This is a genomic window from Lentzea sp. NPDC036949 (assembly GCF_055608075.1).
The window spans coordinates 66,276-82,747 of record NZ_JBVJRA010000020.1 but is presented as its reverse complement, the minus strand read 5'-3'; the positions used below and the strand labels follow the sequence as shown (position 1 = coordinate 82,747).

The window sequence follows — 16,472 nt, the reverse complement described above, 5'->3', positions numbered from 1 at the left end:
ACCCGGCCGAACTCTTGACGGCGAGTCGGCGGAGCCGGACATTGTGTTGCGTCATTCGGAACGCGTTTCGCTTCACGCAACGGAGGCCGACGATGATCCGCGCCTGCGCTCTCACGGACCTGCCCCCAGGAGAGGCGGTGCGCATCGTCGGCCCTCATGCGCCGATCGCCGTCTTCAACGCCGACGGCACCCTGTACGCCATCGACGACACCTGCACCCATCAGGACGCCTCCCTCAGCGAGGGGTGGCTGGAGGGGTGCCTCGTCGAGTGCCCGCTGCACGCCGCGTCGTTCGACCTTCGCACGGGCGAGCCCACGTGTCTGCCCGCCAAACGACCGGTGAGGACCTACCCCGTTCGCGTGGAGGATGGTGAGGTCTATGTCGATGTCGAGGTGAACAGGGACGTGGCGTGAGGACGATCGCGATCATCGGTGCTTCGCTGGCCGGTCTGAGGTCGGCGCAGGCACTGCGCAGGCAGGGGTTCGACGGACGGGTCGTCGTGGTGGGTGAGGAGGTCCACCTGCCCTACGACCGGCCGCCGTTGTCGAAGGACTTCCTGCTGGGCAAGTGCGAGGCGGTGCCGCTGGCCGACCAGGAGGACCTGGACGAGCTCGGTGCGGAATGGCGGCTCGGCGTGCGGGCCACGGGGCTGTCCGCGCGCGAAGTCTCACTCAGCGACGGCACCACCGTCGCCGCCGACGGGTTCGTCATCGCCACCGGCGGTGTCGCGCGCACGATGCCGGGCACGCACGTCCTGCGCACCCTCGACGACGCGACCCGGCTGCGCGACGCGTTCGCCGGCGCGCAGCACGTCGGCATCATCGGCGCCGGGTTCATCGGCGCGGAGATCGCGTCGAGCGCCCGTGCGCTCGGCAAGGAGGTCACGGTCGTCGAGGCGCTGCCGACGCCGTTGACCCGCGTGCTGGGACCGGAGATGGGCGCCGCGTGCGGGCAGCTGCACGGCGACCACGGATCAACGTTGATCACCGGCGTCAACGTTGAGTCGGTCAACGTTGACGGCGGGATCAAGCTCGCCGACGGCCGGCTCGTCGGCGCCGACGTCGTCGTCGCGGGCATCGGAGCCCGCCCGGCGACCGACTGGCTCGCCGGTGGCCCGGTCGACCTGAACAACGGCGTCGCGTGCGACGCGGGCGGCGTGACGAACCTCCGCAACGTCGTCGCCGTCGGGGACGTCGCCAACTGCGCGGGGCACCGCGCCGAGCACTGGACGTCGGCCACCGAGCAGGCGCAGGTCGCCGTCCGCAACCTGCTCGCGGGCGAGACCGTCGCCACGCACGCCAGCGGCGGCTACGTGTGGTCGGACCAGTACGGCGTGCGGATCCAGTTCGCCGGACGAGCGACGAACGTCGTTCGCGTCGAAGACGGGTCCATCGAGGACCGGAAGTTCGTCGCGACCTACCGGGACGACCGTGACGAGGACGCGGTCGTCGGTGTCCTGGCCATGAGCAACGCCCGGCTCTTCACCCGATTCCGCCGGGATCTCCGGTAGAGACGGTTGTCACGGTTTGACCGCCGCCGGCGACCGGCAACACCCCCATGTCCTGCGTGGACAGACGAGAGGGAGGCCTCCGTGTCGCCGGTGCGGCAGATCATCAACCCCTTCGACCAGAGTGTTCTCACCGAGGTCGAGGACCACACTCGCGAGCAGGCGACCCAGGCGATCGCGAAGGCCAGAACCGCTTTCGACCACGGCGACTGGCAGCACTCGGCGCCCGAGCACCGCGCGGCCGTGCTGAACCGGGTCGCGGACCTGCTGGAGCGCGACAAGGAGGACATCGCCCGCACCGAGACCCTCGACACCGGCAAGACGCTGGTGGAGAGCCGGATCGACGTGGACGACGTCGTCTCGGTCTTCCGCTACTACGGCGGGCTGGCCGGCCTGCTGCACCCCAAGATCGTCCAGGGCACACCGGAAGACGTCATCAGCCGCATCGACCACGAACCGGTCGGCGTGTGCGGCATGATCGCGCCCTGGAACTACCCGCTGCTGCAGATCTCCTGGAAGATCGCACCGGCGCTGCTGGCGGGCAACACGCTGGTCGCCAAACCGAGCGAGATCACCCCGCTCACCACGATCAAGCTGTTCGAGCTGCTGACCGAGGCCGGGCTGCCCGACGGTGTCGCGAACCTCGTGCTCGGCACCGGCCCCGAGGTGGGTGCCCCGCTGAGCGAGCACCCGGACGTGGACCTGATCTCGTTCACCGGCAGCCTCGCCACCGGTCAGCGGATCATGGCCGCCGCGGCGCGGACGGTGAAGAAGGTCGCGCTGGAGCTGGGCGGCAAGAACCCGAACATCGTCTTCGCGGACGCCGACCTCGACGTCGCCGTCGACTACGCGCTCACCGCCGCGTTCTTCCACGCGGGCCAGGTCTGCTCGTCCGGCACGCGGCTCATCGTGCACACCGACGTCTACGACGACTTCGTGGACGAGGTCGCCCGCCGGGCCGAGCTCGTCAAGCTGGGCAACGGCTTCGACCCCGACACCGAGTCCGGTCCCCTCGTCTCCGCCGAGCACCGCGCCAAGGTCGAGCGTTACGTCGAGATCGCGGAGCAGGAGGGCGCCACCCTGAAGGCCGGCGGCAGGCGCCCGGACGAACCCGAGCTGCGGAACGGTTTCTTCTTCCGCCCCACCGTCTACGCGGACTGCCGCGCGGACATGCGGCTCGTCCAGGACGAGACGTTCGGCCCGATCATCACCGCCGAGCGCTTCCAGACCGAGCAGGAGGCGATCGCGCTGGGCAACAACACCGACTACGGCCTCGCCGGCGGTGTGTGGAGCCAGGACCTCGACAAGGCGCAGCGGGTCGCCAGGAAGCTGCGCCACGGCACCATGTGGATCAACGAGTTCGGCCCCTACCTGCCGCAGGCCGAGTGGGGTGGCTTCAAGCGCTCCGGTGTCGGCCGCGAGCTCGGCACCGCCGGTCTGCACGAGTACACCGAGCCCAAGCACGTGTACCAGAACCTCAAGCCGCAGGCCCAGAACTGGTTCGCACGCCGCACTCGTTCCGCGCGGGAGGACTCCGAGTGACCGCGTACGACTACGTGATCGTCGGCGGCGGCACGGCGGGCTGCGTGCTCGCGGCACGGCTGACCGAGGACGAGAACGTCACCGTTGCGGTCATCGAGGGCGGTCCCTCCGACGTGGACGACGAGAAGATCCTGAACCTGCGCAACTGGATCAACCTGCTGGAGACCGAGTACGACTACGACTACCCGACGGTCGAGCAGCCCAACGGCAACTCGCACATCCGGCACAGCCGCGCGAAGGTCCTGGGCGGGTGTTCCAGCCACAACACGCTGATCTGCTTCCGGCCGCTGCCGCAGGACCTCGACGACTGGGGCCACGGCTGGACGTGGGACGCGGTCGGCCCGTACTTCGACAGGGTCCAGCTCAACATCATCCCGGTGGCGGAGAAGGACCGGAACCCGATCGCGCGGGACTTCGTGGCCGCGGCGCAGCGGGCCACCGGTGTTCCCGAGGTCGAGGACTTCAACGCCGGGCCGTTCCAGAACGGAGTGGGTTTCTTCTCCATCGCCTACCACCCGGAGAGGGGCAACCAGCGTTCGAGCGCGTCCACGGCGTACGTGCACCCGGTCCTGGAGCGCAGGAACCTGACGCTGCTGCTCCACACGTGGGCCAGCAAGATCGAGCTCGACGGCGACCGCGCGATCGGCGTGCACACCGACAAGGGCTACGTCGAGGCGAACAAGGAGGTCCTGCTGTGCGCGGGCGCCATCGACACGCCCCGCCTGCTGATGCTCTCCGGCGTCGGTGACGCCGAGCACCTGAGCAGCATCGGCATCGAGCCGAAGCACGACCTGCCCGGTGTCGGCGAGAACCTGCTCGACCACCCCGAGTCGGTGATCGTGTGGGAGACCACGGGACCGTTGCCGGAGAACTCGGTGATGGACTCCGACGCGGGCCTGTTCATCCGCCGCGACGCCGCCGACCCGCGGCCGGACCTGATGTTCCACTTCTACCAGATCCCGTTCACCGTCCACACGGAACGCCTCGGCCACCCGGCGGTGGAGCACGGCGTGTGCATGACGCCGAACGTCCCGCGCCCGCACAGCAGGGGCCGGATGTGGTTGCGGTCCAGCGACCCGGCGGAGAAGCCCGCGCTCGACTTCGGCTACTTCACCCACCCCGACGGCTACGACGAGCAGACCCTGGTCGACGGCTTCAGGATCGCGCGGAAGATCGCCGAGCAGGAGCCGTTGAGGTCGTGGCTCAAGCGGGAGATCGCCCCCGGCCTGGACGTCACGAGCGACGAGGAGCTGTCCGAGTACGGCCGCAGGGCCGCGCACACCGTCTACCACCCGGCAGGCACCTGCGCGATCGGGTCCGTCGTGGACGGTGACCTGAAGGTCATCGGCCTCGAAGGCCTCCGCGTCGTCGACGCGTCCGTGTTCCCCACCATGCCGACGGTGAACCCCATGGTCACCGTCCTCATGATCGGAGAGCGGGCCGCCGACCTGATCAGGCAGGCGTAGTGGTGGTGACCGCCGAGGACCGGCTGGGTCCACCTGATCGCCCTGCTGGTCACCATCGCGTCGGTCAGCTACGGCGCGGAAGGCTCCGGCGGCTACCTGCCGGCGTTCTTCGCGGCGGGCATCATCGACCTCTACCAGTGCTACGGCTTCGATCCTCAGCGGTGCGCTCGTGGTCGGCCTCGGCCTGCTCTGCGTGCCGATCGCGAAGCCGTTCGGCGACTCCGACGCGGCGGCCGGTGGTGCGGTGCCGGTGTCAGCCGAGGAGGCGCAGCAGCCGCAGGGCGAGCTGCACCTCCAGCACGCGGTCCGGCGACTGCCAGTCGCCGAGCAGCGACGTGACCCGGTCGAGCCGTTGCGTGACCGTGTTGACGTGGAGGTGCAGCTCGGCCTTGGCGCGGCTCAGGCTCGCGCCGCAGCGGAAGTAGACCTCCAGCGTGTGCACCAGCTCCGTGCCGCGTTCGGTGTCGTAGTCGAGCACCGGGCCCAGCACGGACCGCACGTAGCCGGACACGTCCGCGCGTTCCCCGAGCAGCACGCCGACGAACCCGAGGTCGGCCATCGTCGCGGCGTCCTTCTCCCTGCCCAGCAACCGCAGCGCCCGCAGGCAGCGGCGGGCCTCCTCGTAGGCGGCCGCGATGGCCACCGGCCCCGCGACCGGCCCGGACGCGCCGACCGTGGCTCCCAGTGCCCGCGCGACCTCCTGGGCGACCGCCGTCGACCCGGACGGCAGCGCCAGCACCACGTCCCGGTCCCGCGAGCCCGCCAGTCCTCTGTGGACCGACGCGTAGTGCGTGGCGGCGCCCAGGTTCCCGTCCGCCACGAGCACGACGTGCGGGTCGGTCAGCTCGACGCCGACCCGGCGGGCCCGCGCCAGCAGCCCCGCCGGGTCGCGCCCGTCGAGGAGGTCGGTGATCAGCTCGCCGCGGACCTTGTTCTCCGCCTCCGCCACGGTCCTGCGCAGCAGCAACAGCAACGCCGTCACGACCGCCGACCGTTCGAACAGCCGCCGGTCGGCGTCCGACAGCTCTGGCCGCCCGGACAGGGTGACCCCGCCGAGCAGCTCCGAACCCGCGAGCACCGCGCACACCCACACGCCGTCGATCCGCACCGCACGGCCGTTGGCGCGCACAGCGGACGTCGGCGCGGTCTCCAGGACCTCCACCGCACCGCCCAGCAGCTCCCCCACCGCGGCGGCCACGTCGGCGGCGGAACCACCGCGCAGCACCAGGTCCGTGAGCCGGTCGTGCGCCTCCTCCGCGCGTTTCATCGCGGCGTTGTTGGCCTGGATGGTCTCGAACAGCGACGCCGTGTCGATCGCGATGGCCGCGTGGTCGGCCAGCGACTGCAGCAGCGAGACCTCCTCCGGCGGGAACTCCCGCGCGGTCCGGTCGGCCGCGTAGAGCACGCCGATGACCTTCGAACCGAGCTTCAGCGGCACGCCCAGGATCGCCACCAGGCCCTCGTCGCGCACCGCCGAGTCGATCGGGCCGGTGTGGTTGAACCGGGCGTCGCCGAAGTAGTCGGGCGTGACGTAGGGCTGGGCGGTCTGCGCCACGAGCCCGCCCAGGCCCTCGCCGAGGCCGAGCCGGACCTGCTGGAAGAGCGGCGAGACCGACCCGTCCGTCACCCGCATGTAGGTGCCGGCCGGGTCGTTCATCGACAGGTACGACAGGTCGGTGCCGAGCAGCGTGCGCGCCCTCCGCACGATCGAGCGGAGGACCGCGTCCGGCTCGCGCATGCCCGCGAGCTCGGACGCGGTGTCGAACAACGCCGCCAGTTCGGCTTCACGCCGTCGTGTCACACCCCAACCCTGTCACGTTCCTCCAGGTCCGCACCACGGGTCTCCTTCGCGAAGACGATCGCGACCACGGTGATCACGCAGGTGAGGACCACGTAGACGGCGATGGGGAACGACGACCCGTACGCCTGCAGCAGCGCGGTCGCGATCAACGGGGCCAGCGCGCCGGCCGCGATCGAGGCGAGCTGGTAGCCGACCGACGCACCCGAGTAGCGCACCCGCGTCCCGAACAGCTCCGAGAAGAACGCCGCCTGCGGCCCGTACATCGCGCCGTGCAGCACGAGTCCGACGGTCGTGGCGAGGGTGATCAGCACCGGGTCCCTGGTGTCGAGCAGCGCGAAGAACGCGAAGATCCACCCGGCCATGCCGACCGTGCCGACGAGGTAGACCGGCTTCCGCCCGAACCGGTCGGAGAGGTGGCCCCACACCGGGATCGTCACCAGGTGCACGGCCGAGGCGACCAGCACCGCGTTGAGACCGACCGACTTCGACAGCCCGAGGCCGGTGACGACGTAGACGAGGATGAACGCCGTGATCACGTAGTACGACACGTTCTCGGCGAACCGCGCGCCCATCGCGATCAGCACCTCGCGCCAGTTGTGCTTGAGCAGCTCCAGCGCGGGCGCCTTCTCCTCGGCCGGCCCCTTCGCCTTCGTCTCCTGTGCCGCCTTCTCCTGGGCGGCCAGGAAGATCGGCGACTCCGACACGGTGAGCCGGATCCACAGACCGATCACCACGAGCACACCGGAGAGCAGGAACGGGATGCGCCAGCCCCACGCGAGGAAGTCCGCGTCCGACTGCACCGCCGCGAGGACCGCGAGCACCGCCGTCGCGAGCAGGTTGCCGCACGGCACACCGGCCTGCGGCCACGACGCCCAGAACCCGCGCCGCTGCGGGTCACCGTGCTCGGACACGATGAGCACGGCCCCGCCCCACTCGCCGCCGAGCGCGAAGCCCTGCACCAGCCGCAGGAACGTCAGCAGCAACGGCGCCAGGACGCCCACCGACGCGTACGTGGGCAACACGCCCATCAGCATCGTCGCGCCACCCATCAGCAACAACGACAGCACCAGCAGCTTCTTGCGCCCCAGCCGGTCGCCGTAGTGGCCGAACACCAGCCCGCCCAGCGGCCGCGCGAGGAAGCCGATCGCGTACGTGGTGAAGGCGAGCAGCGTGCCGGTCAGCGGATCGGCGGTCGGGAAGAAGAGCTTGTTGAACACCAGGGCGGCGGCCGACCCGTAGAGGAAGAAGTCGTACCACTCCACCGTTGTCCCGATGAGTGAGGCCCCAACCACTTTCTTGATCATCGACAACTCCTCATTGAGCAGTCCAGCCGCCGTCGACGGCCAACGACGTACCGGTCACAAAACTGTTGTCGCACAACCACAGCACGGCTGCCGCCACCTCGTCGGGCTCGATCAGCCGCTTGACTGCGCTGCGCTTGAGGAAGACCTGCTCCGCGACGTCGGCCGCGGGGATGCCGTGCACCCGCGCCTGGTCGGCGATCTGCTTCTCCACCAACGGGGTCCGCACGTAGCCGGGTGCCACGCAGTTGGAGGTCACGCCGTGCGGCGCGCCCTCGATCGCGGCGACCTTGGAGAAGCCTTCCAGGCCGTGCTTCGCCGCCACGTAGGCGGACTTGAACGCCGACGCCCGCAGCCCGTGCACGCTGGAGACGTGGACCAGCCGTCCCCAGCCGCGGTCGTACATGTGCGGCAGGACGTGCCGGGTGAGCCGGAACGCGGCACCGAGCATGAGCTCCAGCATCGCCGAGAAGCGGTCGGCGGGGAACTCGTGGATGGGGGCGACGTGCTGCACGCCGGCGTTGTTGACGAGGACGTCGACCTCGGCGGGCAACGCGCCGACGTCACCGGTCAGGTCGAGGACGTGCCCGACACCGCCGATCTCCTCGGCGAGCGGCAGCACGCCGGGGTCGACGTCGACCAGGTGGACTTTCGCGCCGTCAGACGACAGGGCGCGGGCGCAGGCCAGGCCGATGCCGCTGGCGGCTCCGGTGACCAGTGCGGTGTGGCCCGTGACACTCGACATGGCCGGAAACGGTAGGCGTGACCGGTCGTGACCGACATGTGGCGGCTCCACATATTGCCTGGTCGCAAGGTAGATTTAGCCACCATTTAGCGAGATTCGGGCATATGTCGCGAGAACGCCGGGTACAGGGGCGTAAGCTCCCGTCACCTGAACGGGGGAAGATCAGAACGAGGGGGCTACCACCATGTCTTTGACACCCATATACGACGACCTCCTGCGCGAGCTCGAAGAGATCGCACAGGAGGCCGGTCTGACCGGTTCGGAGCCCGTCCCCGAACCCGCCGAGTGACTACTTCGGGACAGCGATCAGGTCAGCGGGAACCGGCTGGTCCTTGCTGATCAGGTCGAACAGCTGGGACGCCTGCTCCTTGTTCCACTGCACGACCGAACCCGCACCGGGCACCGTCGGGGTGCCCGCGATCGGCACCGTCCCGCTCTGCGCCTCGCCCATGTTGAGGGCGACGCTCGCGAGGTGCCACACGTGGTCGTCCTCGTTGACCGACACCGCACCGGACGCCGCGTTGAGCAGCGGAACGACGCGGAACGGGTTCGCGAGGGTGGCAGGGCTCTGCACCTTCTCGAACAGCGCCGACAGGAACTTGCGCTGGTTCTGCACGCGCTGCAGGTCCGCGGTCGCGAACGCACGGGTCCGCACGAACCCGAGCGCCTGCGGCCCGTCGAGCTCCTGGCAGCCGGCGGGCAGGTCGATGCCGGCCAGCGGGTCCTTGATCGGCTCGTCGATGCAGATGTCGACGCCGCCGACCGCGTCGACCATGTCGGAGAACCCGCCGAAGCCGATCTCCATGTAGTGGTCGATCCGCACGCCCGTCGCACCCTCGACGGTCCGCACGAGCAGCTGCGGCCCACCGAACGCGAACGCCGCGTTGATCTTGTTGCGCCCGTTCTCCGGGATGGGGACGTAGGAGTCGCGCGGCAACGACAGCAGCGTCGGCTTGGCCGCGCTGTTGTCCGGCAGGTGCAGCATCATGATGGTGTCGGTGCGCCGGCCCGCCGCGTCACCGGTCGCGAGAGCGTCCTTCTGCTCCTGCGACAGGCCTTCCCGCGCGTCGGAACCGACGAGCAGCCACGTGGTGCCCGGCGTCTCGGCCGGCCGCCCCTCGTAGTCCGGCAGCGCGTCGATGCGCTTGAGGGTCGAGTCGACGTAGAAGAAGAACCCGACTGCGGCCAGCAGCAAGACCAGCAGCACGACGAGGATGGTGCGTCCGGGACGCTTCCTCTTCCTCGGTCGCCCCTGCGGCATGGGACGCCGCTGCTGCTGATAGCCCTGGTGGTACCCAGCGCTCATGTGTCGCCAACCCCGATCGCATCAGTTTCGCTTTGCACCTAGGGACGCGGTGCGCCCGTTCAGGTTGCGACGAACCTACCGGGGCGGCAGCACGAGCGCTTCGAAGAGGCGGGTGACCTCAGCCGACGGGTCGTCGGTCCAGCCCGTGTGCGCGGGCGAGGTCTGCACGACGGTGCTGCGCGGCGCCGTGAGCCACCGGAACCGCTGCCCGATCGTCGTCCGGCTCACCGGTCCCGCGTCCGGCGTGCCGTCGCACGAGCTCGCGAGGTGGGCCAGGCTGCTGCCGAGCGTCTCGAGGTCGAGCGCCGGGTCGAGCGCCCGGAGCCGGTCACCGTCCACATGGGTCTTCGCGCACAGGAAGTCCAGCGCGGCGCAGTAGACGATCACGCCGACGTTCACGAACTCGCCCCGCTCCTGCCGCGGCACCGCCCGCAGCAGCGCGTACTCAAACACGTGCGGCACGCGCGGCCTCCAGCGAGTCGACCCAGCCGCGGTGGGCGAGGCGAAAGGTGAAGAAGTCCTTGTAGCGCCGCCTGAGTTCCTGCGGATCACCCTCCAGCCACTCGTCGGGCACGAGCGCGAGCACCTCGTCGAGCAGCTCCGGCGTGATCTTCGCGGCGAACTCCGCGTCCACTTCGGACAGAGCACCGGCGTTGGGCAGCACGGCGTGGTCGGAGGCGTCGTAGCGGAACTCCTTGGTGGCGGGCCTGTCCTCGCTCCAGGAGTAGTGGAAGTACAGGCTCGCGCCGTGGTCGATGAGCCACGGTTCCCGGTGCCACAGCAGCATGTTCGGGTTGCGCCAGCTGCGGTCGACGTTGAGGGTGAGCGCGTCGAACCACAGCAGCCGGGTCGCGAGCTCCACACCGGGGTCGCGCACCACCGGGTTGAAGTCGAACGAGCCGGGCAGGTAGTCGAAGCCGAGGTTGAGCCCGCCGCTGGCGCGCAGCAGCTCCTGGACCTCCTGGTCCGGTTCCGCGCGGGCCAGCTCGGGGTCGAGGTGCACGAGCACGATCTCCGGCACCCGGAACCCCAGCCGCCGCGCCAGCTCGCCGACGACCACCTCGGCGACGAGCACCTTCACGCCCTGCCCCGCGCCGCGGAACTTCACCACGTACATGCCCAGGTCATCGGCCTCGACCAGCCCCGGCATGGAACCGCCCTCGCGGAACGGCGTCACGTACCGGGTGGCCGTGACCTCCCTCAGAGAACTCACCCGCGCATGATCACACGAACACCCGCGCGGAGCCGAGCGGGATTCCGCTCCGGCTCGGCCGGCCGCGGTGGCGGGGGACGCCACCGCGGCGAGCGGGCGTCACCCCAGCCGCGCGGGCAGCACGCAGACCGGGATCGGGGTCTGCAGCGCGGTTCCGGACGGGGTCAGCTTGCCGGTCGCGCCGTCCACGGCGAACGACGTGACCGTGTTCGAGTTCTGGTTGGCGGCGAACAGGAACCGCCCGCTCGGGTCGGTGGTGATGTGCCGCGGGTACCTGCCGCCGACCGGCGTGGTGCCGACCAGGGACAGCTCGGCGCCGCTCACCGCGAACTGCGCGACGCTGTCGTGGCCGCGGTTGGACAGGTAGACGAACCTGCCGTCGCCGGAGACCAGGACCTCGGCCGGGTAGTTGCGCGCCCCGCCCGCCGGTGCGGTCTGCAGGACCTGGCCGGGCGTGAGCCGCCCGTCGGCGTAGCCGCACGACACGATGGTCGAGTCGAGCTCGTTGGCCACGTAGGCGACCTTGCCGTTCGGGTGGAACGCCAGGTGCCGCGGTCCGGCGCCGGGCTTGAGCTTCGCCGTCGCGACCCTGGTGAGCTTCCCGGCCGCCAGCGAGTAGGTGAACACGGCGTCCGCGCCCAGGTCGACGGCCAGCGCGTACCGGCCGGCCGGGTCGAACAGGACCTGGTGGGCGTGCGGGCCCTGCTGGCGGTCCGGGTCGGGGCCGGAGCCGGTGTGCCGCACCAGCTGCGACCGCGCGCCGATGCCGCCGTCGGAGCGCAGCGGGAACACGCTGAGCGTGCCCGACGAGTAGTCGGCGGTGATCAGGTACCGGCCCGACGGGTCCAGCGTCAGGTGGCACGGGTCGGCGCCACCGGTCGCGACCTTGTTGACCACCTTCAGCGAGGTGGCGTCGATCGCGGTGACCTCGCCGTTGCTCGTCTCGTTGACCGCGTAGAGGAAGCGGCCGTCGCGCGACTCGACGACGAACGAGGGGTTCACCACGCCCTTGATGACACCGGTCTGCCGCAGCTGCCCCGAGGCGGTGTCGTAGGTGCCGATGCCGATGCCCTGGGCGCCACCGCTCCACGTCGTGTACGCCCCGAAGAAGACTCTCCGCGTGGTGGCAGCCGCCTCGGCGGTTCCTCCGGTCATCAGCAGTCCCGCTCCCACGCCCATGGCTCCGAGAAATCGTCGCCGGTCCACACCCACGTCCGCACCTCCGGTTCGATCTCAACGGCGGCGGCGCAGCCCACAGTGGCCCAGATCGATACAGTCCGGCAATAGGTGCAACAAAGATTGCGCCTACCGCAACGGGTCGGCGGAGATCAGCCTGGCCTTCTCGGCCGCGAGGTCGTAGGCGGGCTGCGGGAACTTCGGGTCCATCTCGCGCAGCGTCTCCAGCAGCAGCCGGCTCACCGCCCAGTTCCGGTACCACTTGCGGTCGGCGGGCACCGCGTACCAGGGCGTCGCCGAGCAGGCCCGCAACGCCGCCGTGTACGCCTCCTGGTACTTCGACCACTTGGACCGCACGTCGATGTCGGCCGGGTTGTACTTCCAGTTCTTGCGCGGGTCGTCCAGCCGTGCGAGCAGCCGCTCCTTCTGCACCTCCGGCGAGATGTGCAGGAAGCACTTGATGAGCGTGGTTCCGCTCTCGGCGAGCTCGGCCTCGAAGTCGTTGATCTCGCTGTACCGCTTGCGCAGCTCCGCCGCCGTCAGCAGCTTCTCCACCTTCGGCACCAGCACGTCCTCGTAGTGCGAGCGGTCGAACGCGCCGATGCGGCCCTTCTCCGGCAGCGCCTTGCGGACCCGTGTCAGGAAGTGCTGGCGGCGTTCGGCCGGGGTCGGCTTCTTGAACGAAGCGATCCGCACGCCCTGCGGGTTCACCAGGCCGACGACGTGGCTGACGACCCCGCCCTTGCCCGAGGTGTCCATGCCCTGCAGCACCAGCAGGACCGCACGGGAGTCCTCCGCGTAGAGCGCCTCCTGCAGGCGGTCCAGCTCGGTCCCGGTGGCGGCGAGGTCCTCGGCCGCCTCCTTCTTGTTCGCCGGCCCGATCGGCCGACCGGCCGGGTCGAGGGTGGAGAGGTCCACCTCGTCGAGTCGCAGGGCCGCACGAACCGACTTCTTCGCCATCAGTCGACCGTAGCGATTCACCGCCCAGTCCGCTCGTCATGCAAAGATCACCCACCGATTGGTGGATCTACGCAACATTTGACGGCTATCCGCAACGCTTCGCGGCTGAAATCGCCTGTCCGGCACCCTAGCCTTGGAGGATGACCGCCATCGCCGACCACCACACCAGGGGAACCATGAACCTGGCCAGCGCTGATTACGTCGCACTCGACGAGGAGTGGAGCACGCACAACTACCACCCGCTGCCGGTGGTCATCTCGCACGGCGAGGGGGCGTGGGTCACCGACGTCGAGGGGCGCCGTTACCTCGACTTCCTGTCCGGCTACTCGTCGCTGAACTTCGGCCACCGCCACCCCGACCTGGTGGCCGCCGCCGTCGAGCAGCTCGGCCGCGTGACGCTCACCAGCCGCGCGTTCCACCACGACCAGTTCGGCCTGTTCTGCCGCGAGCTCGCCCAGCTCACCGGCACCGAGCTGGTCCTCGCGATGAACTCCGGCGCGGAGGCCGTCGAGTCCGCGATCAAGGTGGCGCGCAAGTGGGCCTACCGGGTCAAGGGCGTGCCCGAGGGCACTGCCGAGATCATCGTGGCCGGCTCGAACTTCCACGGCCGCACCACGACGATCGTGTCGTTCTCCACCGACGACACCGCGCGCAACGACTTCGGTCCGTTCACGCCGGGCTTCAAGGTCGTCAAGTACGGCAACCTCGACGAGGTCGAGTCCGCGATCTCCGAGCGCACCGCCGCCGTGCTGATCGAGCCGATCCAGGGCGAGGCCGGCGTCGTCGTGCCGCCCGCCGGGTACCTCGCGGGCATCCGCCGCCTGTGCGACGAGCACGACGTGCTGATGATCGCCGACGAGATCCAGTCCGGTCTCGGCCGCACCGGTGAGCTGTTCGCGCTCGACCACGAGGGTGTGCGCGCCGACCTCTACACGCTGGGCAAGGCGCTGGGCGGCGGCATCCTGCCGGTGTCCGCGGTGGTCGGGTCGAAGGCGGTGCTGGGTGTGCTCAAGCCCGGCGAGCACGGCTCCACGTTCGGCGGCAACCCGCTCGCCTGCGCCGTCGGCCGCGCGGTGGTGCGGCTGCTGGCCACCGGCGAGTTCCAGGAGCGGTCCCGCGAGCTGGGCGGGTACCTGCACGCCGAGCTCGGCAAGCTGGTCGGCCACGGCGTCGCCGAGGTGCGCGGGCGCGGCCTGTGGGCCGGTGTCGAGATCGCGCCCGGCGGCCCGGTCGGCCGTGCGGCGTCCGAGGCGCTCTCCGCGCGGGGCGTGCTGTGCAAGGAGACCCACGCGTCCACGTTGCGCGTCGCGCCGCCGCTGGTGATCACGCGGGACGAGATCGACCTCGGTGTGCGGGCGATCGCGGCGGTGGTCGCGCCGTAGCTGGCACCCTGGCGGGGTGATCGACGACTTCGCGAAGCAGTACCTGCACGAGGACCTCCGGGAGATCCGTGAGGTGATGGTGCGCAAGCTCGACGGGCTGTCCGAGTACGACGCCCGCCGGCCGCTGACCACGACGGGCACGAACCTGCTCGGCCTGGTCAAGCACCTGACCCTCACGGAGTCCCGCTACTTCGGCGAGGTCTTCGGCCGTCGGTGTCCGTGGCCGGTGGCCCGCTGGGACGACCCGGCGGTGCGCGGCACCGACCTGTGGGCGACCGAGCACGAGACGCGCGCGGAGATCGTCGAGGGCTATCGGCGCGCCTGGGAGCACTCGGACGCGACGATCGCCGCGCTGCCGGTCGACGCGCCCGGCCACGTCCCGTGGTGGCCGCGCCCGGACGTGCTGTTGTTCAACGTCCTCGTCCACGTGCTCACCGAGACCAACCGGCACGCCGGGCACGCCGACGTCCTGCGCGAGCAGCTCGACGGCACGGTCGAGGTCACGGGCAGGGACGCGGCGTTCTGGGAGCGGCGGAGGGCGGAGATCGACCGCGCCGCGCGCAACGCGTGACGGTTCGTGCCCGTCTGGGCGAATCGACTCAGGGCCGTAGGTCACAAATGCTGCGGACCAGGCACACCGTCCACCCGGCCGATGCATCATGGCTCGCATGGGTGAACGGGTGCGGGCTCGGGCTGCCGCCGCGCTGGGCCGGTGGGTCGAGCCGGAGGAGGTCTACGCGCGAGGCCGCGCGTTGCGGTCCACTGTGGACTTCAAGGCGCACAGGGCCGTCTCGCTGGCCGCGCGGCGCCCCTCGGTAGAGGAGTTCCTGCACGCGAGCAACCAGGGCCGGCTGGAGCACCTGGTCCCGTTGCGGATCGGGCGGATGCTGGCCAACCCGTTCGCGTTCTTCCGCGGCGCGGCCGGCCTGCAGGCGGGCGACCTGGCCGCCGGGGTCTCGACCGGTGTGCACGCCCAGCTGTGCGGTGACGCGCACGCGGCGAACTTCGGCCTCTACGGCACGCCCGAGGGCCAGATCGTCATGGACGTCAACGACTTCGACGAGACGCTGCCGGGCCCGTGGGAGTGGGACCTCAAGCGGCTCGTCACGTCGCTGGTGCTCGCCGGGCGCACCGGCGGCGTGTCCGACAAGGGGTGCCGTGACGCCGCCGAGGACGCCGTCAGCGCCTACCGCTCGGTGATCGCGCACCTGGCGGAGGTCCCGTTCATGGAATCGTGGACCGCACTGGGCGACGAGTCGACGCTGTCGAAGGTCAAGGCCGACGACCTGATCAACGACTTCTCCAAGGCAGCGCAGAAGTCGCGCAAGAACACCAGTGCCCGGTTCGCCGCGAGGTGGACCGCGCACGACGGCGAGCGGTGGCGGTTCGTCACGAACCCGCCGACCTTCACCTCCGTCACGCAGCGCACCGCCGACGCGGTGGTCGCCGCACTGCCGTCCTACGTGGACACCCTGCGCGAGTCCCGGACCAACCTGATCATGCGCTATGGCGTGTCGGACGTGGCGTTCCGGGTCGTCGGCACCGGCAGCGTCGGCCTGCGCAACTACCTGGTCCTGTTGCACGGCAACGGGGACGAGGCGCTCGTGCTGCAGTGCAAGGAGGCCAGGCCGTCGGCGCTGCAGCCGTTCCTGGACGTCGAGCCGGCCAAGCACGAGGGCAAGCGGATCGTGCACGGCGCGCGGCTGGTGCAGGCCGAGACCGACATCCTGCTGGGCTGGACGACGATCGAGGGCCGGCCGTTCATCGTGCGGCAGTTCCGCAACCGCAAGGGCGAGATCGACGCGACCACGCTCAAGCGCGACGACCTCGACGACTACGGCCGGTTCGCGGGCGCTCTGCTGGCCCGCGCGCACACCCGCTCGGTCGACCCGCGGCTGCTCGCGGGCTACTTCCGCAACGGCGGCGGCGAGGACCTCGACGAGGCGTTCGCGAAGTACGCGTTCGACTACGCCGACCGGACCGAGGCCGACCACGCCGAGCTCGCGGCGCTGGTCAAGAACGGGAAGCTGCCCGCGCACGTCGAGTGACCGCGCGGGCCGACACGCCAGCGGA

The 16,472-nt window shown here is 70.4% G+C and carries 15 protein-coding genes; 7 read left to right on the top strand and 8 right to left on the bottom strand.

Translation table 11 applies throughout. The features are described from left to right. Window positions 1–92: 92 nt before the first annotated feature. The 4 genes from ACZ7CD_RS36220 (at window position 93) to ACZ7CD_RS36205 (ending at window position 4,515) form a co-directional block, all read left to right on the top strand. The gene (locus ACZ7CD_RS36220; RefSeq protein WP_360399009.1) at window positions 93–413 is read left to right on the top strand and encodes a bifunctional 3-phenylpropionate/cinnamic acid dioxygenase ferredoxin subunit; all 321 of its coding nucleotides are present in this window, start codon (window positions 93–95) and stop codon (window positions 411–413) included. Continuing rightward, window positions 410–1,510, top strand: coding sequence for an NAD(P)/FAD-dependent oxidoreductase (locus tag ACZ7CD_RS36215; RefSeq protein ID WP_470380666.1), 1,101 nt, complete (start codon window positions 410–412; stop codon window positions 1,508–1,510). Before ACZ7CD_RS36220 ends, ACZ7CD_RS36215 begins: the two co-directional genes overlap by 4 nt. 81 nt (window positions 1,511–1,591) lie before the next feature. Further along, window positions 1,592–3,049, top strand: coding sequence for an aldehyde dehydrogenase family protein (locus ACZ7CD_RS36210; protein WP_470380665.1), 1,458 nt, complete (start codon window positions 1,592–1,594; stop codon window positions 3,047–3,049). After that, window positions 3,046–4,515, top strand: coding sequence for a GMC family oxidoreductase (locus ACZ7CD_RS36205; RefSeq protein ID WP_470380664.1), 1,470 nt, complete (start codon window positions 3,046–3,048; stop codon window positions 4,513–4,515). Before ACZ7CD_RS36210 ends, ACZ7CD_RS36205 begins: the two co-directional genes overlap by 4 nt. 253 nt (window positions 4,516–4,768) lie before the next feature. Here ACZ7CD_RS36205 and ACZ7CD_RS36200 read toward each other — a convergent pair whose 3' ends face one another. The 8 genes from ACZ7CD_RS36200 to ACZ7CD_RS36165 all read right to left on the bottom strand — a co-directional run bounded on the left by ACZ7CD_RS36200 (window position 4,769) and on the right by ACZ7CD_RS36165 (window position 13,017). After that, complete coding sequence (locus ACZ7CD_RS36200; protein WP_470368839.1) at window positions 4,769–6,316, bottom strand: helix-turn-helix domain-containing protein; 1,548 nt, start codon at window positions 6,314–6,316, stop codon at window positions 4,769–4,771. After that, window positions 6,313–7,620: an MFS transporter gene (locus tag ACZ7CD_RS36195; protein ID WP_360399024.1), complete on the bottom strand. Its 1,308-nt coding sequence runs from the start codon at window positions 7,618–7,620 to the stop codon at window positions 6,313–6,315. The genes ACZ7CD_RS36200 and ACZ7CD_RS36195 overlap by 4 nt, the downstream gene beginning before the upstream one ends. A 10-nt stretch (window positions 7,621–7,630) precedes the next feature. Then, entirely contained in the window at window positions 7,631–8,362 is a 732-nt protein-coding gene (locus tag ACZ7CD_RS36190; RefSeq protein WP_360399027.1) for an SDR family NAD(P)-dependent oxidoreductase, read from the bottom strand. Window positions 8,363–8,651: 289 nt separating this feature from the next. Continuing rightward, the gene (locus tag ACZ7CD_RS36185) at window positions 8,652–9,569 is read right to left on the bottom strand and encodes an LCP family protein (RefSeq protein WP_360399030.1); all 918 of its coding nucleotides are present in this window, start codon (window positions 9,567–9,569) and stop codon (window positions 8,652–8,654) included. Window positions 9,570–9,743: 174 nt separating this feature from the next. After that, a complete protein-coding gene (locus ACZ7CD_RS36180; RefSeq protein ID WP_360399033.1) occupies window positions 9,744–10,130 on the bottom strand; it encodes a DUF3037 domain-containing protein in 387 nt (128 codons plus the stop codon). Further along, window positions 10,114–10,881, bottom strand: coding sequence for a HipA family kinase (locus ACZ7CD_RS36175; RefSeq protein ID WP_470368840.1), 768 nt, complete (start codon window positions 10,879–10,881; stop codon window positions 10,114–10,116). Before ACZ7CD_RS36175 ends, ACZ7CD_RS36180 begins: the two co-directional genes overlap by 17 nt. A 99-nt stretch (window positions 10,882–10,980) precedes the next feature. Further along, window positions 10,981–12,036, bottom strand: coding sequence for a lactonase family protein (locus ACZ7CD_RS36170; protein ID WP_470380663.1), 1,056 nt, complete (start codon window positions 12,034–12,036; stop codon window positions 10,981–10,983). 150 nt (window positions 12,037–12,186) lie between these two features. Next, window positions 12,187–13,017 carry a PPK2 family polyphosphate kinase gene (locus tag ACZ7CD_RS36165; protein ID WP_360399042.1) on the bottom strand — a complete coding sequence of 277 codons (831 nt, stop codon included), beginning with the start codon at window positions 13,015–13,017 and terminating at the stop codon, window positions 12,187–12,189. Between the two features lie 140 nt (window positions 13,018–13,157). On the opposite strand from ACZ7CD_RS36165, the gene rocD reads away from it, so the two are divergent. From rocD to ACZ7CD_RS36150, 3 genes are all read left to right on the top strand, one after another. Next, window positions 13,158–14,399 (top strand): ornithine--oxo-acid transaminase, encoded by a 1,242-nt coding sequence (gene rocD / locus ACZ7CD_RS36160; protein ID WP_360399045.1) that lies wholly within the window; start codon window positions 13,158–13,160, stop codon window positions 14,397–14,399. A 16-nt stretch (window positions 14,400–14,415) separates the two neighbouring features. After that, window positions 14,416–14,970, top strand: coding sequence for a DinB family protein (locus tag ACZ7CD_RS36155; protein ID WP_458433624.1), 555 nt, complete (start codon window positions 14,416–14,418; stop codon window positions 14,968–14,970). Window positions 14,971–15,067: 97 nt separating this feature from the next. Next, entirely contained in the window at window positions 15,068–16,447 is a 1,380-nt protein-coding gene (locus tag ACZ7CD_RS36150; protein WP_458433625.1) for a DUF2252 domain-containing protein, read from the top strand. Window positions 16,448–16,472 lie beyond the last annotated feature (25 nt).